This window comes from Neisseria sp. SLRRB23 (genome assembly GCF_050896295.1).
Lineage (GTDB): Bacteria > Pseudomonadota > Gammaproteobacteria > Burkholderiales > Neisseriaceae > Neisseria.
This window is the reverse complement of sequence record NZ_JBPBFH010000014.1, coordinates 29138-51903: the sequence shown is the minus strand read 5'-3', so window position 1 is coordinate 51903 and position 22766 is coordinate 29138. Positions and strand designations below refer to the sequence as shown.

General features: G+C 51.1%; 24 protein-coding genes, 2 tRNA genes, 2 pseudogenes and 1 riboswitch. Of the genes and pseudogenes, 16 read left to right on the top strand and 12 right to left on the bottom strand.

Features of this window, described 5'->3' with window-relative positions; all coding sequences use genetic code 11:
* Window positions 1–93: 93 nt before the first annotated feature.
* Window positions 94–2112 (top strand): prolyl oligopeptidase family serine peptidase, encoded by a 2019-nt coding sequence (locus tag ACRPFF_RS05265; protein ID WP_432674009.1) that lies wholly within the window; start codon window positions 94–96, stop codon window positions 2110–2112.
* A gap of 56 nt (window positions 2113–2168) precedes the next feature.
* Here ACRPFF_RS05265 and ACRPFF_RS05260 read toward each other — a convergent pair whose 3' ends face one another.
* Complete coding sequence (locus ACRPFF_RS05260; RefSeq protein ID WP_308031037.1) at window positions 2169–2495, bottom strand: rhodanese-like domain-containing protein; 327 nt, start codon at window positions 2493–2495, stop codon at window positions 2169–2171.
* 79 nt (window positions 2496–2574) lie between these two features.
* Window positions 2575–3231, bottom strand: coding sequence for a protein-L-isoaspartate O-methyltransferase family protein (locus ACRPFF_RS05255; RefSeq protein ID WP_308031038.1), 657 nt, complete (start codon window positions 3229–3231; stop codon window positions 2575–2577).
* Window positions 3232–3437: 206 nt separating this feature from the next.
* Here ACRPFF_RS05255 and tpiA point away from each other — a divergent pair, with 206 nt between their 5' ends.
* The 4 genes from tpiA (at window position 3438) to ACRPFF_RS05235 (ending at window position 5108) form a co-directional block, all read left to right on the top strand.
* A complete protein-coding gene (tpiA, locus tag ACRPFF_RS05250; RefSeq protein ID WP_432674008.1) occupies window positions 3438–4202 on the top strand; it encodes a triose-phosphate isomerase in 765 nt (254 codons plus the stop codon).
* Window positions 4203–4217: 15 nt separating this feature from the next.
* Window positions 4218–4577, top strand: coding sequence for a preprotein translocase subunit SecG (gene secG / locus ACRPFF_RS05245; protein WP_432674007.1), 360 nt, complete (start codon window positions 4218–4220; stop codon window positions 4575–4577).
* 17 nt (window positions 4578–4594) lie between these two features.
* Window positions 4595–4680: transfer RNA gene (locus ACRPFF_RS05240), tRNA-Leu, on the top strand.
* 221 nt (window positions 4681–4901) lie between these two features.
* Window positions 4902–5108 (top strand): Arm DNA-binding domain-containing protein, encoded by a 207-nt coding sequence (locus tag ACRPFF_RS05235; RefSeq protein WP_432674006.1) that lies wholly within the window; start codon window positions 4902–4904, stop codon window positions 5106–5108.
* A gap of 147 nt (window positions 5109–5255) precedes the next feature.
* Here the strand turns inward: ACRPFF_RS05235 and ACRPFF_RS05230 are convergent, their stop codons facing one another.
* Together ACRPFF_RS05230 and queF are read right to left on the bottom strand one after the other, a co-directional pair.
* Complete coding sequence (locus ACRPFF_RS05230) at window positions 5256–5942, bottom strand: 7-cyano-7-deazaguanine/7-aminomethyl-7-deazaguanine transporter (protein ID WP_432674005.1); 687 nt, start codon at window positions 5940–5942, stop codon at window positions 5256–5258.
* Window positions 5943–6016: 74 nt separating this feature from the next.
* Window positions 6017–6490 carry a preQ(1) synthase gene (queF, locus tag ACRPFF_RS05225; protein ID WP_003749980.1) on the bottom strand — a complete coding sequence of 158 codons (474 nt, stop codon included), beginning with the start codon at window positions 6488–6490 and terminating at the stop codon, window positions 6017–6019.
* Between the two features lie 3 nt (window positions 6491–6493).
* Window positions 6494–6538: riboswitch (PreQ1 riboswitch) on the bottom strand.
* A 393-nt stretch (window positions 6539–6931) separates the two neighbouring features.
* Here queF and ACRPFF_RS05220 point away from each other — a divergent pair.
* The 4 genes from ACRPFF_RS05220 (at window position 6932) to rpmG (ending at window position 10309) form a co-directional block, all read left to right on the top strand.
* A complete protein-coding gene (locus tag ACRPFF_RS05220) occupies window positions 6932–8086 on the top strand; it encodes an efflux RND transporter periplasmic adaptor subunit (RefSeq protein ID WP_432674004.1) in 1155 nt (384 codons plus the stop codon).
* A 23-nt stretch (window positions 8087–8109) separates the two neighbouring features.
* The gene (gene farB, locus ACRPFF_RS05215) at window positions 8110–9636 is read left to right on the top strand and encodes a fatty acid resistance MFS efflux transporter permease subunit FarB (protein ID WP_432674015.1); all 1527 of its coding nucleotides are present in this window, start codon (window positions 8110–8112) and stop codon (window positions 9634–9636) included.
* 255 nt (window positions 9637–9891) lie between these two features.
* Window positions 9892–10125, top strand: coding sequence for a 50S ribosomal protein L28 (gene rpmB, locus ACRPFF_RS05210; RefSeq protein WP_002216391.1), 234 nt, complete (start codon window positions 9892–9894; stop codon window positions 10123–10125).
* A 28-nt stretch (window positions 10126–10153) separates the two neighbouring features.
* The gene (gene rpmG / locus ACRPFF_RS05205; protein WP_002212306.1) at window positions 10154–10309 is read left to right on the top strand and encodes a 50S ribosomal protein L33; all 156 of its coding nucleotides are present in this window, start codon (window positions 10154–10156) and stop codon (window positions 10307–10309) included.
* A gap of 212 nt (window positions 10310–10521) precedes the next feature.
* On the opposite strand, the gene ubiM is transcribed toward rpmG, so the two are convergent.
* The 4 genes and pseudogenes from ubiM to rplU form a co-directional block, all read right to left on the bottom strand.
* Window positions 10522–11706 carry a 5-demethoxyubiquinol-8 5-hydroxylase UbiM gene (ubiM, locus tag ACRPFF_RS05200; RefSeq protein ID WP_411712766.1) on the bottom strand — a complete coding sequence of 395 codons (1185 nt, stop codon included), beginning with the start codon at window positions 11704–11706 and terminating at the stop codon, window positions 10522–10524.
* Between the two features lie 163 nt (window positions 11707–11869).
* Window positions 11870–12001: pseudogene (locus ACRPFF_RS05195) on the bottom strand (IS5/IS1182 family transposase); the annotation flags it as partial.
* A 44-nt stretch (window positions 12002–12045) separates the two neighbouring features.
* On the bottom strand, window positions 12046–12318 hold the full coding sequence (gene rpmA, locus ACRPFF_RS05190; protein WP_002212328.1) for a 50S ribosomal protein L27: 273 nt from the start codon (window positions 12316–12318) through the stop codon (window positions 12046–12048).
* Between the two features lie 24 nt (window positions 12319–12342).
* Entirely contained in the window at window positions 12343–12651 is a 309-nt protein-coding gene (rplU, locus tag ACRPFF_RS05185; protein WP_002216394.1) for a 50S ribosomal protein L21, read from the bottom strand.
* 223 nt (window positions 12652–12874) lie between these two features.
* Between rplU and ispB the strand changes: the two genes are divergently transcribed.
* The 4 genes from ispB to pilB all read left to right on the top strand — a co-directional run bounded on the left by ispB (window position 12875) and on the right by pilB (window position 16509).
* Window positions 12875–13849 carry an octaprenyl diphosphate synthase gene (ispB, locus tag ACRPFF_RS05180; protein WP_061694686.1) on the top strand — a complete coding sequence of 325 codons (975 nt, stop codon included), beginning with the start codon at window positions 12875–12877 and terminating at the stop codon, window positions 13847–13849.
* A gap of 4 nt (window positions 13850–13853) precedes the next feature.
* Entirely contained in the window at window positions 13854–14300 is a 447-nt protein-coding gene (locus tag ACRPFF_RS05175; RefSeq protein WP_308031043.1) for a DUF441 domain-containing protein, read from the top strand.
* 20 nt (window positions 14301–14320) lie between these two features.
* Window positions 14321–14392, top strand: a tRNA-Arg gene (locus ACRPFF_RS05170).
* 440 nt (window positions 14393–14832) lie between these two features.
* Complete coding sequence (gene pilB / locus ACRPFF_RS05165; RefSeq protein WP_250314389.1) at window positions 14833–16509, top strand: type IV-A pilus assembly ATPase PilB; 1677 nt, start codon at window positions 14833–14835, stop codon at window positions 16507–16509.
* Between the two features lie 92 nt (window positions 16510–16601).
* On the opposite strand, the gene yacG is transcribed toward pilB, so the two are convergent.
* The 4 genes from yacG to ACRPFF_RS05145 form a co-directional block, all read right to left on the bottom strand.
* Window positions 16602–16811 (bottom strand): DNA gyrase inhibitor YacG, encoded by a 210-nt coding sequence (gene yacG, locus ACRPFF_RS05160; protein ID WP_432674003.1) that lies wholly within the window; start codon window positions 16809–16811, stop codon window positions 16602–16604.
* Complete coding sequence (gene coaE, locus ACRPFF_RS05155; RefSeq protein ID WP_432674002.1) at window positions 16804–17436, bottom strand: dephospho-CoA kinase; 633 nt, start codon at window positions 17434–17436, stop codon at window positions 16804–16806. Before coaE ends, yacG begins: the two co-directional genes overlap by 8 nt.
* A 1-nt stretch (window position 17437) precedes the next feature.
* A complete protein-coding gene (locus tag ACRPFF_RS05150) occupies window positions 17438–18298 on the bottom strand; it encodes a prepilin peptidase (RefSeq protein ID WP_432674001.1) in 861 nt (286 codons plus the stop codon).
* Window positions 18299–18371: 73 nt separating this feature from the next.
* Window positions 18372–19604, bottom strand: a complete 1233-nt coding sequence (locus ACRPFF_RS05145) for a type II secretion system F family protein (protein WP_432674014.1) — start codon at window positions 19602–19604, stop codon at window positions 18372–18374.
* Between the two features lie 357 nt (window positions 19605–19961).
* Here ACRPFF_RS05145 and pgi point away from each other — a divergent pair, with 357 nt between their 5' ends.
* From pgi to dapD, 3 genes and pseudogenes are all read left to right on the top strand, one after another.
* Window positions 19962–21605, top strand: a complete 1644-nt coding sequence (gene pgi / locus ACRPFF_RS05140) for a glucose-6-phosphate isomerase (RefSeq protein WP_432674000.1) — start codon at window positions 19962–19964, stop codon at window positions 21603–21605.
* Entirely contained in the window at window positions 21575–21709 is a 135-nt protein-coding gene (locus ACRPFF_RS05135; protein ID WP_432673999.1) for a hypothetical protein, read from the top strand. Before pgi ends, ACRPFF_RS05135 begins: the two co-directional genes overlap by 31 nt.
* 103 nt (window positions 21710–21812) lie before the next feature.
* A pseudogene (gene dapD / locus ACRPFF_RS05130) lies at window positions 21813–22633 on the top strand (2,3,4,5-tetrahydropyridine-2,6-dicarboxylate N-succinyltransferase).
* The last annotated feature ends 133 nt before the right edge of the window (window positions 22634–22766 follow it).

Below are 22766 nucleotides of genomic sequence, written 5' to 3'. Positions count from 1 at the left end.
CGAACAAGACCTCATCCCATCCTGAACTGCCTTCGTCATCATCTGCCTGAATTTCCGATATAATCCGCCTTCTACTGTTCAGACGGCATATTGATGAAATCCTACCCTGATACCTATCTCCATTTCGAAAACCTCGAATCTCCCGAAACGCAAAACTTTGCTGCCGAAGCGAATGCCGAAACGCGTGCGCGCTTTTTGAACAACGACAAAGCGCGCGCATTGTCCGACGGCATTTTGGCGCAGTTGCAGGACACGCGGCAGATTCCGTTTTGTCAGGAACACCGCGCGCGGATGTACCATTTCCATCAGGATGCGGAATATCCGAAGGGCGTGTACCGCGTGTGTACGGCGGCGACCTACCGTTCGGGCTATCCTGAGTGGAAAATCCTGTTTTCGGTGGCGGATTTCGACGAGCTGCTCGGCGACGATGTGTATTTGGGCGGCGTGTCGCACTTGGTGGAAAAGCCCAACCGCGCGTTGTTGACTTTGAGCAAATCAGGCGGCGATACGGCGTACACGCTGGAAGTGGATTTGGAAGCAGGGGAGTTGGTAGAAGGCGGTTTTCACTTTCCAGCAGGCAAAAACCATGTGTCGTGGCGCGATGAAAACAGCGTGTGGGTGTGTCCGGCTTGGGACGAACGCCAGTTGACCCAATCGGGCTATCCGCGCGAAGTATGGCTGGTGGAACGCGGCAAGAGTTTCGAGGAAAGCCTGCCTGTGTACCAAATCGGCGAAGACGGGATGATGGTGAACGCGTGGCGTTATCTCGATCCGCAAGGTTCGCCGATTGATTTGATTGAAGCGTCGGACGGTTTTTACACCAAAACCTATTTGCAGGTGTCAGCCGAAGGCGAGGCGAAACCGTTAAACCTGCCCAACGATTGCGATGTGGTCGGCTATCTGGCGGGACATCTTTTGCTGACATTGCGCAAAGACTGGCACCGCGCGAACCAAAGCTATCCGAGCGGCGCATTGGTGGCAGTAAAATTAAACCGCGGCGAATTAGGCGTGGCGCAGCTTTTGTTTGCNCCCGATGAAACGCAGGCATTGGAAAGCGTGGAAACGACCAAGCGTTTTGTGGTGGCGAGCCTTNTGGAAAACGTACAAGGCCGTCTGAAAGCGTGGCGTTTTACCGACGGCAAATGGCAGGAAGCCGAACTGCCGCGCCTGCCCTCGGGCGCGCTGGAAATGACCGACCAGCCTTGGGGCGGCGACGTGGTTTACCTTGCCGCCAGCGATTTCACTACGCCGCTGACGCTGTTCGCGTTGGATTTGAACGTGATGGAACTGACCGTCATGCGCCGCCAGCCGCAGCAGTTTGTTTCAGACGGCATCGAAGTGCAGCAGTTTTGGACGACTTCAGCCGACGGCGAGCGCATTCCTTATTTCCACGTCGGCAAAAACGCCACGCCCGACACGCCGACCTTGGTTTATGCCTACGGCGGTTTCGGTGTACCCGAGCTGCCGCATTATCTGGGCAGCATCGGCAAATACTGGTTGGAAGAGGGCAATGCCTTTGTATTGGCAAACATCCGCGGCGGCGGAGAATTCGGCCCGCGCTGGCATCAGGCGGCGCAGGGAATCAGCAAACACAAAAGCGTTGATGATTTGCTTGCCGTCGTGCGTGATTTGTCCGAACGCGGCATGAGTTCGCCCGAACACATCGGCTTGCAGGGCGGCAGCAACGGCGGCCTGATTACCGCAGCCGCCTTCGTGCGCGAACCGCAAAGCATAGGCGCGCTGGTGTGCGAAGTGCCGCTGACCGACATGATCCGTTATCCGCTGCTGTCCGCCGGTTCAAGCTGGACGGACGAATACGGCAATCCGCAAAAATACGAAGTCTGCAAACGTTGGCTGGGCGAATTGTCGCCGTATCACAATCTTTCAGACGGCATCGATTATCCGCCTGTGCTCATTACCACCAGCCTCAGCGACGACCGCGTCCATCCTGCTCACGCGCTCAAGTTCTACGCCAAACTGCGCGAAACCTCCGCGCAATCGTGGCTTTACGCTCCCGACGGCGGCGGACACACCGGCAACGGCACGCAACGCGAATCCGCCGACGAAATGGCGTGTGTCTTATTGTTTCTAAAAGAATTTTTGGCATCATAAATCAAGACGGCATTCCGTACCGTATTTGATAAGGAATGCCGTCTGAAATATCCACCTCAATAACGCATCATATTGCCGTCAATCTCGGCCGCCCATGCATCGATGCCGCCCTGAAGGTTGTACAGGTTTTCAAACCCCGCATCGGCCAAATACATAGCCGTATGCAGGCTGCGGATACCGTGATGGCAATACACCACAAGCGGCACGCCGTCGTCCGGCAGTTCGTTCTGCCGTAGCGGAATCAGATTCATCGGGATATGTACCGCATCGGGCAGCGAACAAATCGCCGCTTCTTCATCCGTACGCACGTCCAACAAACAAAACATCCGTCCTTCGTCCATCCACGCCTTCAATTCCGCCGGCCCAAGTTGCACAATATCCATCGCAAAAACTCCAAAAAACCAAGCAAAATGCCGTCTGAAGCCCCAAACCCGCTTTCAGACGGCATGACCTGTCAACATCTTAAAAATCGAAACCGCCAAACGGATCGGCATCCTTATCGTCCAAATGCGCCACCAAAGTATCGAACAGTGCCTTCTCTTCAAACGTATCGCCTTGACGCGTAATCAAAAGCGCGCGCTGAACAGGCTTGCGTCCTACGATAACCACCATGCGTCCGCCATCTTTTAACTGTTCTTTCAACACTTCAGGCACAAGGTTTACCGCGCCGCCGACGTAAACCGCATCAAACGGCGCGCCTGCGGAAAGTTCGGTCAACCCGTTATTTTGCACATAATCAATGTTTTCCAAAGACAGGCCGTCCAAAACCGCTTTGGCGCGCTTTTGCTGTTCGGCATCGATATCGTCCGAAACCACTTTGCCCGCCAATTTTGCCAAGAGCGCGGTCGCATAGCCCGAACCCGTGCCGATTTCCAAAACTGTATCGTTTTTCGTCAGCTTCAAGCCCTGCGCCAGCCGCGCCACAACTTTCGGCTCCAGCATCTTATGCCCGTTGGCAAGCGGCAGTTCCATATCCGCATACGCCAAACCCTGCAAGGCCTCATTGACGAAAAGTTCGCGCGGAATCTCCTCCAATGCGTCCAACACATCAAAATCCAATACATCCCAAGGCCTAACCTGCTGCTCGACCATGTTGAAGCGCGCTTTATCAAAATCCATTTTATGCTCCGTCAAGTACCTGTTTTACTCATGACATACATTATAAAACCTCAATAAGCACATCGCCAATCTTCAGACGGCATTACACAAACCGGAAACGAAATAAATCATTCATATCTGCTCCCGTTATTGCTAAGCCACCGCATATCTACTAAACTGCACGTCAACTTTGCATACACGCGGTCAAACAGCAGGGAGCAGACAAGATGTATCACGAAATCGGAATGTGGGATCAGAAATGGGTCATCGGCAACTGGAAAATGAACGGCCGACTCCAAAACAACAATGCACTCATGCACCGCTTCCGCATCATGCCCACCGCCGAACGCGTCCTGATCGGACTCGCAGCGCCGACCGTTTACCTGCTGCAACTGCACAACGCCATGCAGATTGTTCTCAATAACCGTATCCTTACTTGCGCCCAAGATGTCAGCCGCTTCCCCGGCAATGGCGCATATACCGGCGAAGTGTCCGCAGAAATGCTTGCCGATATCGGCACCGACATCGTCCTTATCGGACACTCCGAACGCAGCCTTTATTTTGGCGAGAAAAACGAAATCCAACGCCGCAAAATGGAAAACGTCCTTAACGCCGGACTTATTCCCCTTTTATGCGTCGGCGAAAGCTTGGAAGAACGCGAAGCCGGTAAAGAACACGAAGTCATCGCCCACCAGCTTTCCATCCTGCAAGGTTTGAACACCAAAAACATCGCCGTTGCCTACGAACCGGTATGGGCAATCGGTACCGGCAAAGTCGCCACCGTAGAACAAATTGCCGACATGCATGCATTCATCTACAAAGAAATCTTGTCTTTGTGCGGAAGCGATGTTAAAATCCGCGCTCTTTACGGCGGAAGTGTGAAAGCGGATAACGCAGCCGACATCTTTGCAGTACCTCATGTAGACGGCGCATTGGTTGGCGGCGCGTCATTATCATATGATTCATTTGCCGCCATTATCAACGCAGCATAAGCCTCGTAGAAAAATATGGAAGCTTTTAAAACCCTTATCTGGATTATTAATATTATTTCCGCCTTGGCCGTCATCGTGTTAGTATTGCTGCAGCACGGTAAAGGGGCGGATGCGGGTGCCACCTTCGGGTCAGGCAGCGGCAGCGCGCAAGGCGTATTCGGCTCTGCGGGCAAGGCCAACTTCCTCAGCCGATCTACTGCGTTGGCAGCAACCTTTTTCTTTGCAACCTGCATGGCTATGGTGTATATTCACACCCACACGACAAAACATGGTTTGGACTTCAGCAGCGTACAACAAACGCAACAGGCTCCCAAACCGGCAGTTCCTGTTAAAAACAATACCGAACCTGCTGCACCTGTTCCTCGGCAGCAGTAAATAAAAGTAATTCAAATGCCGACATGGTGAAATTGGTAGACACGCTATCTTGAGGGGGTAGTGGCCGTAGGCTGTGCGAGTTCAAATCTCGCTGTCGGCACCAACACACGAAAACGCTTAGAAATTCTAAGCGTTTTTTTCGTTTAATCCTGTCTAATGCCGTCAACCAAGCCTAATAAATACAAGGCTTTCAGACTGGTTACTATCCTATCATCCTCTTTCTGACTGTCCAACTCCGTCTAATTCATATTAATTGAAGCAACCAAAATTAGGGGGTATGTTTTCGGGGGTATCTAAAAATACCCTCGAAAACGTACCCCAGCTATGCCGCTGAACGATCGTCAAATCAAAAACGCCAAACCCGCCGAAAAACCGTTTAATCTGAATGACGGCAAGGGCTTGTATCTGTATATCAATACGAGCGGCGGGAAGTTATGGCGGTTTGATTTTTCGCATAACGGAAAACGTAAAACGCTTTTAATCGGCAAATATCCAACCGTATCACCGGCAGCAGTCTTCTTTACTGAATGATGTTTTTGAAACAATTGTTTGTCGACAATATATCGAAAGCCTAATCTGTTCAAAGGCGATATGCCATACGGATTTTGCAATATTCTAAAATATAAGTTTTTCCTGTTGTCGATTTCAGACGGCCTTCCGATTTCTTAGAACTTGGAATCAGGAATTTTGCAGGGGCGTGGGTGGGCGGTTTGGTATTTCTTCTGTCTGCAGAGTGGTCAGTTTTGCAGTCAGGATGTTGAGCAGGATACCGTAGGCAGGCAGGAAAAATAGGGTACAGATGGTGAGTTTGAACAGGTAATCGACAAAAGCGATGCCCTGCCAGTTTGCCGCCATAAATTCATCGCTGCTTGCGTAAAAGGCAACGGCAAAAAATACTAACGTGTCCAGTGCATTGCCGATGACGGTTGATGCGGTCGGGGCAATCCACCACGCTTTCAGACGACGTAATTTGTTGAACACAAAAATATCAAGGATTTGTCCGAGCGCGTAGGCGGCAAAACTGGCTAAGGCGATGCGTCCGACAAAGGTGTTGAATTCGGATAGTGCGCCGAAGCCTGTCCAACTGCCGTTGTGGAACAAAACGGAAAAGACGTAGGAAAGCAAAAGGGCGGGGAACATCACCCAAAAGATAATCCGCCGTGCCAAGTGCGAACCGAAAATGCGGACGGTCAGGTCGGTGGCGAGGAAGATGAAGGGGAAGGAAAACGCACCCCAAGTGGTGTGGATGCCGAAAATTTGGAAGGGGAACTGCACCAGATAGTTGCTGGCGGCGATGATGAGGATATGGAAAAGCACCAGCCAGAAGAGTGCCTTCTGTTGCTGTGCGGCAGTAAATGCGTACATAAAAATCTTTCGGAAAGGCGTTCAGACGGCATATCGTATCGAAGGAATGCCGTCTGAAATATGGGAAGGATGGTTTATTGTGCGTCGTGCTCAAACAGGCGTTTACGCGCCAATGTTTCGAACTCGGTGCCTGCTTTGCCGTAATTGGCAAAAGGATGAATGGCGATGCCGCCGCGCGGTGTGAACTCGCCGAATACTTCGATGTATTTCGGATCCATCAGGGCAATGAGGTCTTTCATGATGATGTTGACGCAGTCTTCATGAAAATCGCCGTGGTTGCGGAAGCTGAAGAGGTAGAGTTTTAGGGATTTGCTTTCCACCATTTTGATGTGCGGAATGTAGCGGATGTAGATGGTGGCGAAGTCGGGCTGGCCGGTCATGGGGCAGAGGCTGGTGAACTCGGGGCAGACGAATTTGACGAAATAGTCGTTGTCGGGATGTTTGTTGTCGAATGCTTCGAGAATTTCAGGCGCGTAGCCGATCGGATATTGGGTTTTTTGATTACCCAAAAGCGAGATGCCTTGCAGCTCTTCGGTATTGCGGGACATAGGGTTTCCTTAGTTTTTTAGTGTGGGAGGTTTTCGAACCACGGGCGGCGATTGTAATATAAGTGGCGGTATCTGTGTAGTTTTCTTCAGACGGCATGGTTTGGACGGCGGCGTTTTCCGTGTCATATATAGTGGATTAACTTTAAACCAGTACGGCGTTGCCTCGCCTTAGCTCAAAGAGAACGATTCTCTAAGGTGCTGAAGCACCAAGTGAATCGGTTCCGTACTATTTGTACTGTCTGCGGCTTCGTCGCCTTGTCCTGATTTTTGTTAATCCACTATATAAACGAAATATATTTTCAGTTTTGCCGCCTGAAGCATTGTTTTTTGAATATTGCATCTAAAATACTGACTTGATTGCGTTATTGCGCGGATATAGAATCTGCCTCCTATTGAAAGAACATTGTTTATATGAAATCAGGAAATTTGGAACCCAATCTTATGGATACGCACACGGACGAAACAAAACTTCAAAACACGCAAGCCAAACGCAAACGCCGCCTGACGGCATTGACGCTGCTGTTCGCGCTTGCCGCCGTAGCCGCCGGGTCGGCGTTTTTTTTATGGTGGCAGCACGAAGAGGAAACGGAAGACGCTTATGTTGTCGGACGCGTGGTTCAGATTACGCCGCAAACGGGCGGTATGGTGCGGAAGGTGTTGCATGATGATACGGATGTTGTGAAGAAAGGCGATGTGTTGGCCGTATTGGACGANGGCAATTATGTGTTGGCGTATGAACGGGCAAAAAACGAGCTGATTCAGGCGGTGCGGCAAAACCGCCAGCAAAATGCCGCCACTTCGCAGGCGGGGGCGCAGGTTGCCTTGCGCCGTGCGGATTTGGCGCGCGCGCAGGATGATTTGCGCCGCCGGTCCGCTTTGGCGGAATCGGGTGCGGTGTCCGCCGAAGAGCTGGCACATGCCCGTGCGGCAGTGTCTCAGGCTCAGGCGGCAGTTAAGGCGGCTTTGGCGGAAGAGTCTTCGGCGCGTGCGGCTTTGGGTGGTCAGGTCGCTTTGCGCGAACAGCCGGCGGTTCAGACGGCAGTCAGCAGGTTGAAAGATGCGTGGTTGAACCTTCAGCGGACGCAAATCCGCGCGCCGGTGGACGGTCAGGTGGCAAAGCGTTCGGTACAGGTTGGACAGCAGGTGGCGGCCGGTGCGCCACTGATGGCGGTGGTGCCGTTGTCGGATGTGTGGGTTGATGCCAATTTTAAAGAGACGCAGTTGCGGCATATGAAAATCGGACAGCCTGCCGAGCTGGTGTCCGATTTATACGGTAAACAAATTGTTTATCGCGGCAGGGTGGCAGGGTTTTCGGCAGGTACGGGCAGCGCGTTTTCGCTGATTCCGGCGCAAAATGCCACGGGTAACTGGATTAAAGTGGTGCAGCGTGTCCCTGTCCGTATCGAATTGAACCGTGAAGATGTAGACAGGCATCCGTTGCGCATCGGTTTGTCGATGACGGTAAAAGTGGATATTTCCGCCGCAGGTGCGCCTATTTCAAAAACGCCGGATGCCGTGTTGCCGGAAACTGAAGGCACGGATTGGTCGGAAGCCGACAGGCTGGTGGACGAAATTCTTGAGCAATACGCGCATTGATGCCGTCTGAAACGGAGGACACAATGGATTATCCACCGCTTAAAGGTGCGGCATTGGTATGGCTTACGCTGTCTTTGGGACTTGCCGTATTTATGGAAGTTTTAGATACGACTATCGCCAATGTCGCCGTTCCCGTTATCGCCGGCAACCTCGGTGCGGCAACCACTCAGGGGACGTGGGTCATTACTTCTTTTGCTGTGGCAAACGCCGTTTCCGTGCCGTTAACGGGATTTTTGGCAAAACGTATCGGCGAGGTCAAATTGTTTACCGCCGTCGCCGTCGGTTTCGTCGTCACATCGTGGCTGTGCGGCATTGCGCCCAACCTTCAGTCGCTGGTTGTTTTCCGCATTTTGCAGGGCTTTATCGCCGGGCCGCTGATTCCCCTGTCGCAAAGCCTGTTAATGGCATCCTATCCGCCCGCAAAACGGACGCTGGCACTGGCATTGTGGGCAATGACCGTCGTTGTCGCCCCTGTTCTCGGGCCGATACTCGGCGGTTGGATTTCCGGAAACTGGCATTGGGGTTGGATTTTCTTCATTAATATCCCTATCGGTATCATATCGGCATGGATTACATGGAAACATTTGAAATATCGGGAAACGGAAACCGTTAAAATGCCGACCGACTATGTCGGGCTTACATTGATGGTAGTCGGTATCGGCGCGTTACAGATGATGCTGGACAGGGGTAAGGAACTCGACTGGTTCGCCTCTGGAGAAATCATTACCTTGGGCGTAGTCGCACTGGTGTGCTTGTCGTATTTTATTGTTTGGGAATTGGGAGAAAAATATCCGATTGTCGATTTATCGCTGTTTAAAGATCGGAATTTTACCGTCGGCGTAATTGCCACCTCGTTGGGTTTTATGGTGTATATGGGGACGCTGACCCTGCTGCCGTTAGTGTTGCAGACCAACCTGGGCTATACCTCCACGTGGGCAGGGCTTGCCGCCGCGCCCGTCGGCATCCTTCCTGTTTTCCTGTCACCCATTATCGGCAGATTCGGCAACAAGGCCGATATGCGCCTGCTCGTAACTGCCAGCTTCCTGACCTTTGCCTTTACTTTCTATTGGCGTACGGATTTTTATGCCGATATGGATATTGGCAACGTCATCTGGCCTCAGTTTTGGCAAGGTGTCGGTGTTGCCATGTTTTTTCTGCCGCTGACGACCATCACCTTGTCACACATGAAGGGAGGGCAGATTGCCGCTGCCAGCAGCTTGTCGAACTTCTTGCGCGTGCTTATGGGCGGTGTCGGCGTATCATTCGTCAGTACCCTGTGGGAACGGCGCGAAGCGTTGCACCACACACGCTTTGCCGAACACATCACGCCATATTCCGCGACATTGCATGAAACGGCCGTTCATTTGTCCCAGCACGGCGTTTCCGACATTCAAACCGCAGGTATTATCAACAATACCATTACCCAGCAGGGTTTCATTATCGGCTCGAACGAAATCTTTATGGCAGGCAGCTTGTTATTCATTATCATGATACCCGTCATATGGCTGGCAAAACCGCCGTTCCACAATAATGGAGGGGGAGGACATTAATACTCCCTGCCTCGACTAAAATGCCGTCTGAAAATACATGTGGAAACATGTTCGGACAGTATTTTAGAATGCAGGCATCTGTGAAATCCGCTATAATCGCATTCCGTCTGTTTCGTATCGGCAAACGTTTCCCGAATGCAACAATCGGCAGGATAATTCGCGTAAAACAGCCGTTTTTCTCTAAAACACTTGAACTAACACTGTTTTTCGTGGTATAAATCACGTTTTACTATTTTAGAAGTTTGGAGACTGACCATGGCACGAGTTTGCAAAGTGACCGGTAAGCGCCCGATGTCTGGCAACAACGTATCACACGCCAACAACAAAACCAAACGTCGTTTTTTGCCTAACTTGCAATCACGTCGTTTTTGGGTAGAAAGTGAAAACCGCTGGGTTCGCCTGCGCGTTTCTAACGCTGCATTGCGTACCATCGACAAAGTAGGCATTGATGTCGTATTGGCTGATTTGCGTGCTCGCGGTGAAGCTTAATTTAAACCCTTAGTTAAGGATTACTGCAATGCGCGATAAAATCAAACTGGAATCCAGTGCAGGTACTGGTCACTTCTACACCACTACCAAAAACAAACGCACTATGCCCGGCAAATTGGAAATCAAAAAATTTGATCCGGTTGCCCGCAAACACGTAGTGTATAAAGAAACTAAACTGAAATAATTTCCGTTTGGCAAACAAAGCCTCCGATTGTTCGGAGGCTTTGTTTTTAAGTATTGTAAATTTCTTATTTTCAGTCGGTGTCAGATGATATTGTGTAATCAGTCAACTTATACAGGGTAATGGATTTGTCTGTCGAACTTGAACGGCAATATAGCAGGCAGTCAAATAAAATGCCGTCTGAACATGTTTCAGACGGCATTTTTTATATGATTTTAACCGGTCAGTTGTTTGGTGATCAGTTTCTTCAGCGGCGGGAAATTGTTGCTGGCACGCAATACCAAGCTGCGCAACAGTTTTGCCGGTGCGGTCTCATTGGTAAACAGTTTCAGCATCATATTGGTTCCGTGATAAAGCGGCTGGGCATGCAGCATATGTTTGTTACTGTATTTTTCCAATAAGGAAGCCGCGCCGATGTCCTGACCGCGCTGTTCGGCTTCGAGTATCAGTTTGGCCAGAATATCTGCGCTGGACAGACCCAAGTTGAAACCGTGTGCGGTAACGGGGTGCATACCGACCGCCGCATCGCCGATCAGCGCGCTGCGTTTGCCGTAGAAACGTTTGGCAATCATGCCGACAAGGGGGTAATGGTGGATGCTGCTGACCAGTTCCATGTCGCCGAGCCTACCCTTGAGTTGTTCTTTTACGCTTGCGGCCAATTCTTCAGGCGAAAGGTTTTGAACGCTGTTGATTTTATCGGTATCGACGGTAATGACGGTATTGGTTAGGTGCTCTTCTAATGGCAGCAGTGCGATGGTGCGCCCGTAATGGAAGCATTCGTAAGCGGTATGCTGGTTGGAAAGAGTATGCTTCATGCGGCAGACGAACATGGTTCGGCTGTAGTCGTGCATATCTGAAGAAATGCCGAGTTGACGGCGGGTTTGTGAGAAACGGCTGTCTGCTGCCAAAAGGAGACGCGCGGTCAGAATGTCTCCATTTTCCAAAAAGACTTGCGCTTCATTATCAGATGTTTTGACTTCTTTAACGGCCGTATCGGTCAGAATGGTAATGTTGTCGAGTTGGGATACGACTTCGTAGGCGGCGCGTCGGATATTGTGGTTGGAAATCAAATAACCCAAACAGTCGGCAGGTTCGCCGCGCGCTTCAGTCGGTTGGGGAAAGTGGAGCTGGTAGTCGGAACGTCCGTTCAGTACTTTGGCATCGCGCAAAGGGTAGATTTCGTTTTCGGGAATTTTGTCCCACATACCCAGACGCTGCATGATTTCGCGGGAAAAATGGGTCAGGGCGATTTCGCGTCCGTCATATGGAGGATTTTGCAGAACAGTCAGTGGGCTGCGTTCGATCAGGGTAACTTTCAAACCGCTGCCGGCAAGTTCGGCTGCAAAACTTAAACCCGCCGGGCCTGCGCCGACGACGAGGATGTCGCTGTGTAAACTCATAAAATATCCTTTGCATAGGCGGATGCCGATGATTTCAGACGGCATTTGTAAGGGTTTGAATGCCGTTTGAACTATCTGTAACAGATAGGCGATTATATCAAAACCCACTGTTGAAGAAATATGCAGGGGAGGGTGTATGCGGATTTTTACTTTCAGCTTAATGTGTATCAAATCGGGTGTGGGGTATGTATAGTGGATTAAATTTAAACCAGTACGGCGTTGCCTCGCCTTGCTGTACTATTTGTACTGTCTGCGGCTTCGTCGCCTTGTCCTGATTTAAATTTAATCCACTATAAAAAGCCGCATCGTGAAAAGATGCGGCTTCAGGTATCGGTTGGATTATTCTTCAGAACCGGTGTAAGGACGGATGCTGACAGTTTTACGGTTCAGCGCGCCTTTGGTTTTGAATTCGACATAACCGTCAACTTTGGCGAACAAAGTGTGGTCTTTGCCCATGCCTACGTTGTCGCCTGCGTGGAATTTGGTACCGCGTTGGCGTACGATGATGGAACCTGCGGGAATCAGCTCGTTGCCGTAGGCTTTAACGCCCAAGCGTTTGGCTTCTGAATCGCGACCGTTGCGGGTGCTGCCGCCTGCTTTTTTACTTGCCATTTGTAATGCTCCTAAGTTTTAAGGTTAGGCGATTGCCACGATTTCGATTTGGGTGAAATTTTGGCGGTGGCCTTGGCGTTTTTGGTAGTGTTTGCGGCGGCGCATTTTGAAGATGCGGACTTTTTCGCCACGACCGTGTGCCACTACTTTAGCCGTTACTTTTGCACCTTCGATAAAAGGTGCGCCAACTTTTACAGATTCGCCGTCAGCAATCATCAAAACTTCGGTCAGTTCGATTTGGCTGTCGAGTTCGGCTGGTATCTGTTCTACTTTCAATTTTTCGCCAACGGAAACTTTATACTGTTTGCCGCCGGTTTTTACGACCGCGTACATACTCAACTCCATAAGGGTTATGGTTAATATCCGCACACCATTGTGCGGAATTCGGCATTATATTGTTATTTGCCTGTTTTGTCAAAGTTTGCGCGGTTCGGATAACCATATGCCGTCTGAAAAGATGTACCCTGATGGCTTTGCTGATATAATTGCCCGCTATTTGAATCAGCTTTCAAGCGGTATCTGCCGTTTGACGGAAACGTAAACCTGAGAGTCTGCCATGCTCGAGAATCTGCCCTATTTCCAGCGACATCTGCCTGAAGACCTTGCCAAAGTCAATGAAGTCATCAACCGTGCGGTGCAATCCGATGTCGCACTGATTTCGCAAATCGGTACATATATCATCAGCGCGGGCGGCAAACGTCTGCGTCCGATTATGACGATTTTGGCGGGTAAGGCGGTCGGTTATGATGACGAGAAACTGTATTCGCTGGCGGCGATGGTCGAGTTTATCCACACTTCCACCCTCCTGCACGACGATGTCGTCGATGAAAGCGATTTGCGCCGTGGGCGGGCAACGGCAAACAATCTGTTCGGCAATGCGGCGGCAGTGTTGGTTGGCGACTTTTTATACACGCGCGCCTTTCAACTGATGGTTGCCTCGGGCAGTATGCGCGTTTTGGAAGTGATGGCGGATGCAACCAACATCATTGCCGAGGGCGAAGTCATGCAGCTGATGAACATCGGCAATACGGACATTACCGAAGAACAATATATCCAAGTCATCCAATATAAAACGGCCAAACTGTTTGAAGCTGCCGCTCAAGTCGGCGCAATTTTGGGCAAGGCTTCCCCCGAGCACGAACAGGCGTTGAAAGACTACGGTATGTATGTCGGTACGGCATTCCAAATTATTGACGATGTGCTGGATTATTCGGGGGAAACCGAAGAAACCGGCAAAAACGTCGGCGACGATTTGGCAGAAGGAAAACCGACTTTGCCTTTGATTTATCTGATGCGTCAGGGTTCCGAACAGGTTGCGAACGATGTGCGTACTGCTTTGGAAAATGCAGATCGCAGCTATTTTGAGAAAATCCACGATTATGTCGTCCGTTCGGATGCTTTGGCATATTCAATAGGCGAGGCGCGCAAAGCAGTCGATTGTGCCGTTGCCGCCTTGGATGCCCTGCCCGACAGCGAAGTGAAGGATGCCATGATTCAGCTGGCGAAGGAATCTTTGGTCAGGGTGTCTTGAGGCGATGAATGTCAGTTTTGTTTCCCTGTTTCTGGTTGCGATGATTTTTTTGGGGGTAATCAGCCAAAACAATTCGATTACGATTTCGGCAACCATATTGCTGCTGATGCAGCAGACGGCATTGGTGCAGTTTGTCCCTCTGATTGAAAAACACGGTTTGAATATCGGCATCATTATATTGACCGTGTCCGTTTTGAGCCCTTTGGTTTCAGGCAGAATTCAGATACCGCCTGCCGCCGGATTTCTCAACCTTAAAATGGCGGCAGCCGTCGCCATCGGTATTTTTGTAGCGTGGATTGCCGGGCGCGGCGTACCTTTAATGGGTCAGCAGCCTGTTTTAATTACAGGGCTGTTAATCGGGACGGTCATCGGGGTGACATTTATGGGCGGTATCCCTGTCGGGCCGTTGATTGCGGCTGGTATCTTGTCTTTTGTCGTCGGAAAGGGTTAAAATCTCCATCTTCATTTTGGCTCGCCATAGTTCAACGGATAGAACGTATGCCTCCTAAGCGTAAAATACAGGTTCGATTCCTGTTGGCGAGGCAGAAGACCTAAAAACGGGGTTTCCAAGCCGATGCAATGCGTAATAATCGGCGATAGCAAACCAAAGTAAAACAAGCCTTTCAGCGATATGAAAGGCTTTTTGCGTTGTACGGGAACTTTTTTGCCGGGAAACGGGGGTGTTTTTGGGGCGCATTTTTTAATGCGGATGATATGGCAGAAGAAAATATTAATTTTGATGACGACATAAAAAAAGCCCCTTTCACTTGGTCGTCAGAGGGGTTTGTTAAGAAAAGCAATGCGCCCTTTGACGGGACGTAATATATTAAGGAAGGAAAGGCGTATGCCGCCCGTTTGCTGGGATATATGGAAATATGCCGAATTTGCAAGGCGGTTGTTTTTTTGATAATCTGTTCGCCGATAATATTCAATGACAAAAGTTATATTGGTATAACAATGAATGAATTTGGGGAAAAGGCTGTATGAGCGTAGGTTTGCTGAGAACCTTGGTTCAAAACCAAGTGGTTACTGTCGAACAGGCCGAACACTATTATAAGGAGTCGCAGGCAGGTAAAGAAGTGTTGCCGATGCTGTTTTCAGACGGCGTCATTTCGCCTAAATCCCTTGCGGCACTGATTGCGAGGGTGTTCAGTTATTCGGTTCTTGATTTGCGTCATTATCCGCGCCACAGGGTGCTGATGGGGGTGTTGACTGAGGAACAGATGGTGGAGTTCCGTTGTGTGCCGATTTTCCGCCGGGACGACAAGGTATTTTTTGCGGTTTCTGACCCGACACAGATGCCTCAGATTCAGAAGACCGTTTTTGCGTCAGGGATTTCGGTTGAGTTGGTGATTGTCGAAGACGATCAGCTGGCCGGGCTGTTAGAGTGGGTGGGTTCACGCTCGACTGCGTTGCTTCAGGAAATCAGTGCGGAACAGGAAGAACAGGAAAGCCATACTCTGTATATTGATAATGAAGAGGCGGAAGACGGTCCTGTTCCGAGGTTTATCCATAAAACTTTGTCGGATGCTTTGCGCAGTGGGGCATCGGATATTCATTTTGAGTTTTACGAACATAATGCGCGTATCCGGTTCCGTGTGGATGGGCAGCTTCGCGAGGTAGTCCAACCCCCGGTTGCGGTGAGGGGGCAGCTTGCTTCTCGGATTAAGGTGATGTCGCGCTTGGATATTTCCGAAAAACGGATACCCCAGGACGGTCGGATGCAATTGACCTTCCAAAAGGGTGGCAAGCCTGTCGATTTCCGTGTCAGCACTTTGCCGACGCTGTTTGGTGAAAAGGTTGTGATGCGGATTTTGAATTCTGATGCGGCTTCTTTGAATATCGATCAGCTTGGTTTCGAACCGTTTCAGAAGAAATTGCTGTTGGATGCCATCCACCGTCCTTACGGGATGGTGTTGGTAACCGGTCCGACAGGTTCGGGAAAGACTGTGTCGCTCTATACCTGTTTGAATATTTTGAATACGGAGTCGGTAAATATTGCAACGGCGGAAGACCCTGCCGAGATTAACCTGCCGGGCATCAATCAGGTTAACGTCAATGATAAGCAGGGTCTGACTTTTGCCGCTGCTTTGAAGTCTTTCCTGCGTCAGGATCCGGACATCATTATGGTCGGTGAGATTCGCGATTTGGAAACTGCCGATATTGCGATTAAGGCGGCGCAGACCGGTCATATGGTGTTTTCCACCCTGCACACCAATAATGCTCCAGCGACGTTGTCGCGTATGCTGAATATGGGTGTCGCGCCGTTTAATATTGCCAGTTCGGTCAGCCTGATTATGGCGCAGCGTCTTTTACGCAGGCTGTGTTCGAGCTGCAAACAGGAAGTGGAACGTCCGTCTGCCTCTGCTTTGAAGGAAGTCGGTTTCACCGATGAGGATCTTGCAAAAGATTGGAAACTTTACCGCGCCGTCGGTTGCGACCGTTGCCGGGGTCAGGGTTATAAGGGGCGTGCCGGTGTTTATGAGGTTATGCCTATCAGCGAGGAAATGCAGCGTGTCATTATGAACCATGGTACGGAAGTGGATATTATGGACGTTGCTTATAAGGAAGGTATGGTTGATTTGCGCCGTTCCGGTTTGTTGAAAGTTATGCAGGGTATTACTTCGTTGGAAGAGGTAACGGCAAATACTAACGATTAGGTTTAAGAATGAAAATGCCGTCTGAAACATGTTTGTTTCAGACGGCATTTATTTTGAGCAGTAGAGGGGGCGGTCAGGCGGATTTTTTAAAATCAGCGGTATATACACTCAAATTCGGATATTTCCAATAAACCTTCTTCTTGGGCTGTAACCGTATATTCCTCATCTGCCCATCCGCCCAAGTCGATCAGTTTGCAGCGTTGCGAACAGAAGGGGCGGAATGCGTTTTCGGGTTTCCATACTACTGCCGTTTGACAGGTCGGACATTTGACTTGAAGGCGTATTTGCCGCGACTCAGCCATTGTGTTTTCCTTGTGTTGGTTTTGAGGCGAAAATCCCTGAATAAAACGCGTGCAGGAGCATTGTTTTCTCACGTAGGCTTTTGAGGCTGCCGTCATTGAGCAGTACATCGTCTGCAAGCAGCAGGCGTTCGGATTCGGATGCCTGATGGCTGATGATGGTCTCCACCTCGCCGCGCGTCAGCCCGCTGCGGACCATCACCCTGCCGATACGTTTTTCCACAGGGGCACTTATTGTCAGCACGCGCTGTATCAATTTCATGAATTGACGTTTTTCTGTCAGCAGTGGGATTTCGATAATGCCGTAGGGTGCGTCGTTAAATGTTTCTTGCTGTTTTTTGATTTCTGAGAAAATCAGCGGCAACATCACGGATTCGAGCAAGGCTTTTCGCGATGGGGAGGCAAAGACTTCTTTACGCAATATGTCGCGCCGCAACAAACCCTGTGTGTCGAAAACGGTGTCGCCGAACAGCCGCCTGATTTCCGGCAGGGCGATGCCGTCTGAATCTGTCAGTGCATGTGCTGCCGCATCCGCATCGATACGCGGTACGCCTAAATCGGCAAAACATTGCGCGGCTGCTGATTTGCCGCTGCCGATTCCTCCGGTCAGTCCGACCCATACCGTCATCTTACAGCACCGGATGGGTCAGCCACCAGTTGACCGCCCGCCATACGGAATCGTTTGCCGTAAAAATTATCCAGCCCGAAACTGTCAGTGCGGGGCCGAAGGCAAAATGCCGCCCCTTGGCGACGCGCATAACGATTGCCGCGACCAAACCGATCAGAGAGGAAACAAAAATCAGCACGGGCAATGCGGATATGCCGAGCCACGCGCCCAATGCGGCAATCAGTTTGAAATCTCCGTTGCCCATACCGGTTTTTCCTGTGAGCAGTTTATACACCGCACATAAGAGCCATAATGAACCATAGCCGGCAACCGCACCTAAAACGGCAGACTGCAAAGGCACGAAGCCGCCGTCCAAATTAAATATCAGCCCCAGCCAAATCAAGGGCAGTGTCATCGAGTCGGGCAGGTATTGGGTGTCCGCATCGATAAAGGTCAGGGAAATCAGAAACGCGGTCAGTACCAATCCGCCCAGCGTAATCCAAGACCAGCCGTATTGCCAGGCGACCAGCCCGAACAATACGCCGGTCAGCAGTTCGATTAAGGGATAACGTATGCTGATTTTGGTTTGGCAGGAGGCGCATTTGCCGCGCAGGAGCAGGTAGCTGACAATCGGGATGTTCTGCCACGCGCGTATCGGCACGCGGCATTTGGGACAGCAGGAATCCGGTTTCATCAGGTTGAAGGTACGGCTTTCCTCTTCGGTCAGCGGCAGGTTTAAATGTTCTTTGGCAAATACCGTCCAGCCGCGTTCCATTATGACCGGCACGCGGTAAATGACGACGTTTAAGAAACTTCCGACCAATAAACCGAAAACTGCTGCCAAAGGCACGGCAAACGGCGACAATACAGACAAATCAGACATATTTTGTTCTCAATGTATTCAAAACAAAAACAAACCGGCGCAGAGCGAATCCGCGCCGGATCTGTGCGGCAAATCAGCCGACCACGTTACCCAAGTTGAACAGCGGCAGATACATCGCTACCAGAAGCGTACCGATGATCAGACCCAAAACCACGATGATAATCGGTTCCATCATGGCGGACAGTCGGCCGACCGCATTATCCACCTCGTCTTCATAAAACTCGGCAGCTTTGTTGAGCATGTCGTCTAAAGAACCCGATTCCTCGCCGATGGAGGACATCTGCACCATCATATTGGGAAACAGTTCCGTTGCACGCATCCCGGAAGTCATGGACAGACCTTGAATTACTCGAGTACGGATTTCTTGGGTGGCTTCTTCGTAAATCAGGTTGCCCGCCGCACCTGCAGTCGAATTCAATACATCGACCAGCGGTACGCCTGCTGCAAACAGTGTTGCCGTCGTCCTGCCCCAGCGTGCAATAGTTGCTTTTTGTACAATGTTGCCAAAAATAGGCATACGTAGCAGAAAGGCATCCATACGGCGTTGGATTTTGGGTGAACGCTCTTTAAGTTTGAGAAAGCCGTATATCGAGCAGCCAAGCGCAATCAGAATTATCCAGCCGTATGCGACAAAAAACTCGGAAATATCCATGACGGTCTGAGTCAGTGCGGGCAGTTCGGCACCCATATTGGAATAAACTTCTTTAAACGCCGGCAGTACGAAGATCATCATCACAAATACCAAGCCGATGGCGACGGCGATGACGGATACCGGATAGGTTAGCGCGGTTTTTACCTTTTTGCGGATGGCCTGGGTTTTTTCCTTGTAAATTGCCAATTTGTCCAGCAGGCTTTCCAATACGCCGCCCGTTTCGCCCGCCGCAACCAAGTTGCAGTAGAAGCGGTCGAAGTATTTGGGATAGCGTGAGAACGCGCGACTCAGGGTGGTGCCCTGTTCTACTTCACTACGGATTTCCACCAACATTTCCGTCATGGACGGGTTGGCATGACCGCGCGCCACAATCTCAAATGCCTGCATCAGCGGCAGGCCCGCTTTCATCATAGTTGCCAACTGGCGTGTGAAGACGGTAATGTCTTCTTGTGTAATTTTGCGTTTTGAAGTTGTTTTTACACGGCTAATCTGTAACGGGCGGATGCCGCGTTTTGCCAGTTTCTTGCGTGCCTCTTCTTCGGTAAACGCAGATGCTTCACCGTTGACTATTTTGTCGGAGGCAGAATGCCTGCCTTCAAAGATAAAGCGTTTTTCTTTCTTTGAAAATAAAGAAAGTCCTCCGTTTTTAGCCAGATCCCAGTCCCGTAAAATAATTGGAATAAATAAATATAAGAAATACCGTTAAAACAATAAGATCGGTATTTTACCGATTAAATGTAATCACTAAGTATGCCCATATGCGTCCGGCAAATGGAGCGTACCTGGGCGTAATTATACCTTATTAAACGGTTGTCTGGCATCTATGCGCACGCAATAAATCTTGTAGGATATTGTTGTGGGTTAAATTCCGACCAAGGGTATTTTCGCTATATGGAAATAAGATGTTATTGAATGCGGATGGCGGTATTTCGGAGATTCGCCAAAGCGGCTTTCGTTTGTTACACTGCATCCTGTTATATTTTTAATCCGAATCTAGAATCAAGGAAAATCATGGATGCTTTTACCCAGGCGTGGCGGGAGCTTGAACAACATTGTCAGGATACGCGACATATTCTTTTGCGCGACCGCTTTGCCTGCGAACCGGACCGCTTTGACCGTATGCACGAACGTTTGGACGGCATGTTGTTCGATTACAGCAAGAACCGGCTTGGGGAAGATACGCTTCAACTGCTCTGTAGCCTTGCAGATGCGGCAGGGCTCGGACGGAAAATGCATGATTTGCAGACGGGTGCGAAGGTCAACAACAGTGAGGGGCGTGCCGCGCTGCATACGGCTTTGCGCCTGCCCGACGGTGCGGATGCCGTTTATGTGGACGGCAGGGACGTGTTGCCCGAAATCCGCCGCGAGTTAAATCGTGCGTTGAAGTTTGCACACAGTTTGGACGACGGTTCGTATCAGGGGATAACTGGGAAACGGATTACGGATTTTGTCCACATCGGCATAGGCGGATCCGACCTCGGGCCGGCAATGTGCGTTCAGGCACTCGAGCCGTTCAGACGGCATATCNCCGTCCATTTTGCCGCCAACGCCGACCCTGCCTGCCTGGATGCGGTTTTATGCCGTCTGAACCCTGAAACGGCGGTGTTTTGCGTTGCCAGCAAGTCCTTTAAAACACCGGAAACCCTGCTCAATGCACAGGCGGTCAAGGCGTGGTATCGCGGTGCGGGGTTCTCGGAATCCGAAATGGCGCGCCATTTTTGCGCGGTGTCTGCCGATACGGAAGCGGCGCAAAGTTTCGGCATTGCGGCGGAACGTGTGTTTGCGATGTACGACTGGGTGGGCGGACGCTATTCCGTCTGGTCGCCTGTCGGGCTTCCTGTGATGGTCGCCGTCGGCGGGGCGTGTTTTCGGGAATTGTTGGCGGGGGCGCACGCGATGGACAGGCATTTTTTCAGTACGCCGACGCGTCNTAATATCCCCGTTTTAATGGCACTGATTGCCGTGTGGTATAACAATTTCCAGCACGCGGATGGGCAGACTGCCGTTCCGTACAGCCACAACCTGCGCCTGCTGCCGGCGTGGCTGAACCAGCTCGATATGGAGAGTTTGGGCAAAAGCCGCGCTTCAGACGGCAGTCTCGCCGCGTGCAAAACGGGCGGCATCGTGTTCGGCGGTGAAGGGGTCAACTGCCAGCACGCCTATTTCCAACTGCTCCACCAAGGCACGCGCCTGATTCCCTGCGACTTTATTGTCCCGATGACGGCGCAGGGCGTGGAGGACGGACGCAGCCGTTTTACTGTTGCCAACGCCTTTGCACAGGCTGAAGCCTTGATGAAGGGCAAAACCTTGGACGAAGCACGCGCCGAACTGGCAGATTTGCCCGAAGCGGAACGCGAACGCCTCGCGCCGCACAAAGAGTTCCCCGGCAACCGCCCCAGCAACAGCATCCTGCTCGACCGCCTCACGCCCTACAATCTGGGTATGCTGATGGCGGCTTACGAACACAAAACTTTTGTCCAAGGCGTAATCTGGAACATCAACCCCTTCGATCAGTGGGGTGTGGACTACGGCAAACAGTTGGCAAAAACCATCATCGGAGAACTGGAAGGCGGCACGTCTGTACACGATGCCTCGACCGAAGGGCTGATGGCGTTTTACCGCGAATGCCGTCTGAAAAACGACGGCGCGGCATAAAAGTACCGCCGCCGTTCTGTATTGATTCGGGTGCGGAAAAGGCAATGCCTGCCGCCCGCCCGATTCCGAAACGCCGGCATCCGGCAAACCCACAGCGCGGCTGACGGGCGGGTGTTTGTATGGCACAATAGCACGTTTGTTCCAACCGCCATGCCGTCTGAACAATACCGGCAAGCGTCCCGAAATATCTCGAACCAAGGAAACATTATGTCTTTGCAAAACATCATCGAAACCGCCTTTGAAAACCGCGCGGACATCACCCCGTCCACTGTTGCTCCCGAAGTCAAAGAAGCCGTGTTGGAAACCATCCGCCAGCTCGATTCCGGCAAATTGCGCGTCGCCGAACGCTTGGGCGTGGGCGAGTGGAAAGTCAACGAATGGGCGAAAAAAGCCGTGTTGCTGTCCTTCCGCATCCAAGACAACGAAGTCCTCAACGACGGCGTGAACAAATACTTCGACAAAGTGCCGACCAAATTTGCCGACTGGTCTGAAGACGAGTTCAAAAACGCAGGCTTCCGCGCCGTACCGGTGCCGTTGCCCGACGCGGCAGCTTTGTGGCGAAAAATGTCGTGCTGATGCCGTCTTACGTCAACATCGGCGCATACGTTGACGAAGGTGCGATGGTTGACACTTGGGCGACTGTCGGCTCTTGCGCGCAAATCGGCAAAAACGTGCACTTGAGCGGCGGCGTCGGCATCGGCGGCGTACTCGAACCCCTGCAGGCCGCACCCACCATCATTGAAGACAACTGCTTCATCGGCGCGCGTTCTGAAATCGTTGAGGGCGTGATTGTCGAAGAAGGCAGCGTGATTTCTATGGGCGTGTTCATCGGTCAATCCACCAAAATCTTCGACCGCACTACCGGCGAAATTTATCAAGGCCGCGTACCGGCCGGTTCGGTTGTCGTGTCCGGCAGTATGCCTTCCAAAGACGGCAGCCACAGCCTCTACTGCGCCGTCATCGTCAAACGCGTGGACGCGCAAACCCGTGCGAAAACCAGCGTGAACGAATTGTTGCGCGGCATCTGATGCCTTAAACCGTATTTGAAACGTCCAATGCCGTCTGAAATCCGCTTCAGACGGCATTGCCGTTTGCACGCTGCAACGTGAAAACACAGAAACAGGGACAATTTGCTATAATCAACGGTTTAGAACGAACCGA

Bases quoted from the DNA above. Each gene is read 5' to 3' on its own strand.
- yacG (WP_432674003.1), bottom strand. From the start codon at position 16,811: ATGGCTGAGTCGCGGCAAATACGCCTTCAAGTCAAATGTCCGACCTGT.
- ispB (WP_061694686.1), top strand. From the start codon at position 12,875: ATGCTCGAGAATCTGCCCTATTTCCAGCGACATCTGCCTGAAGACCTT.
- ACRPFF_RS05135 (WP_432673999.1), top strand. From the start codon at position 21,575: ATGCCGTCTGAAAAACGACGGCGCGGCATAAAAGTACCGCCGCCGTTC.
- rpmB (WP_002216391.1), top strand. From the start codon at position 9,892: ATGGCACGAGTTTGCAAAGTGACCGGTAAGCGCCCGATGTCTGGCAAC.
- coaE (WP_432674002.1), bottom strand. From the start codon at position 17,436: ATGACGGTATGGGTCGGACTGACCGGAGGAATCGGCAGCGGCAAATCA.
- secG (WP_432674007.1), top strand. From the start codon at position 4,218: ATGGAAGCTTTTAAAACCCTTATCTGGATTATTAATATTATTTCCGCC.
- rplU (WP_002216394.1), bottom strand. From the start codon at position 12,651: ATGTACGCGGTCGTAAAAACCGGCGGCAAACAGTATAAAGTTTCCGTT.
- rpmG (WP_002212306.1), top strand. From the start codon at position 10,154: ATGCGCGATAAAATCAAACTGGAATCCAGTGCAGGTACTGGTCACTTC.
- farB (WP_432674015.1), top strand. From the start codon at position 8,110: ATGGATTATCCACCGCTTAAAGGTGCGGCATTGGTATGGCTTACGCTG.
- tpiA (WP_432674008.1), top strand. From the start codon at position 3,438: ATGTATCACGAAATCGGAATGTGGGATCAGAAATGGGTCATCGGCAAC.
- ACRPFF_RS05235 (WP_432674006.1), top strand. From the start codon at position 4,902: ATGCCGCTGAACGATCGTCAAATCAAAAACGCCAAACCCGCCGAAAAA.
- queF (WP_003749980.1), bottom strand. From the start codon at position 6,490: ATGTCCCGCAATACCGAAGAGCTGCAAGGCATCTCGCTTTTGGGTAAT.
- ACRPFF_RS05260 (WP_308031037.1), bottom strand. From the start codon at position 2,495: ATGGATATTGTGCAACTTGGGCCGGCGGAATTGAAGGCGTGGATGGAC.
- pilB (WP_250314389.1), top strand. From the start codon at position 14,833: ATGAGCGTAGGTTTGCTGAGAACCTTGGTTCAAAACCAAGTGGTTACT.
- ACRPFF_RS05255 (WP_308031038.1), bottom strand. From the start codon at position 3,231: ATGGATTTTGATAAAGCGCGCTTCAACATGGTCGAGCAGCAGGTTAGG.
- rpmA (WP_002212328.1), bottom strand. From the start codon at position 12,318: ATGGCAAGTAAAAAAGCAGGCGGCAGCACCCGCAACGGTCGCGATTCA.
- ACRPFF_RS05230 (WP_432674005.1), bottom strand. From the start codon at position 5,942: ATGTACGCATTTACTGCCGCACAGCAACAGAAGGCACTCTTCTGGCTG.
- ACRPFF_RS05175 (WP_308031043.1), top strand. From the start codon at position 13,854: ATGAATGTCAGTTTTGTTTCCCTGTTTCTGGTTGCGATGATTTTTTTG.
- ACRPFF_RS05150 (WP_432674001.1), bottom strand. From the start codon at position 18,298: ATGTCTGATTTGTCTGTATTGTCGCCGTTTGCCGTGCCTTTGGCAGCA.
- ubiM (WP_411712766.1), bottom strand. From the start codon at position 11,706: ATGAGTTTACACAGCGACATCCTCGTCGTCGGCGCAGGCCCGGCGGGT.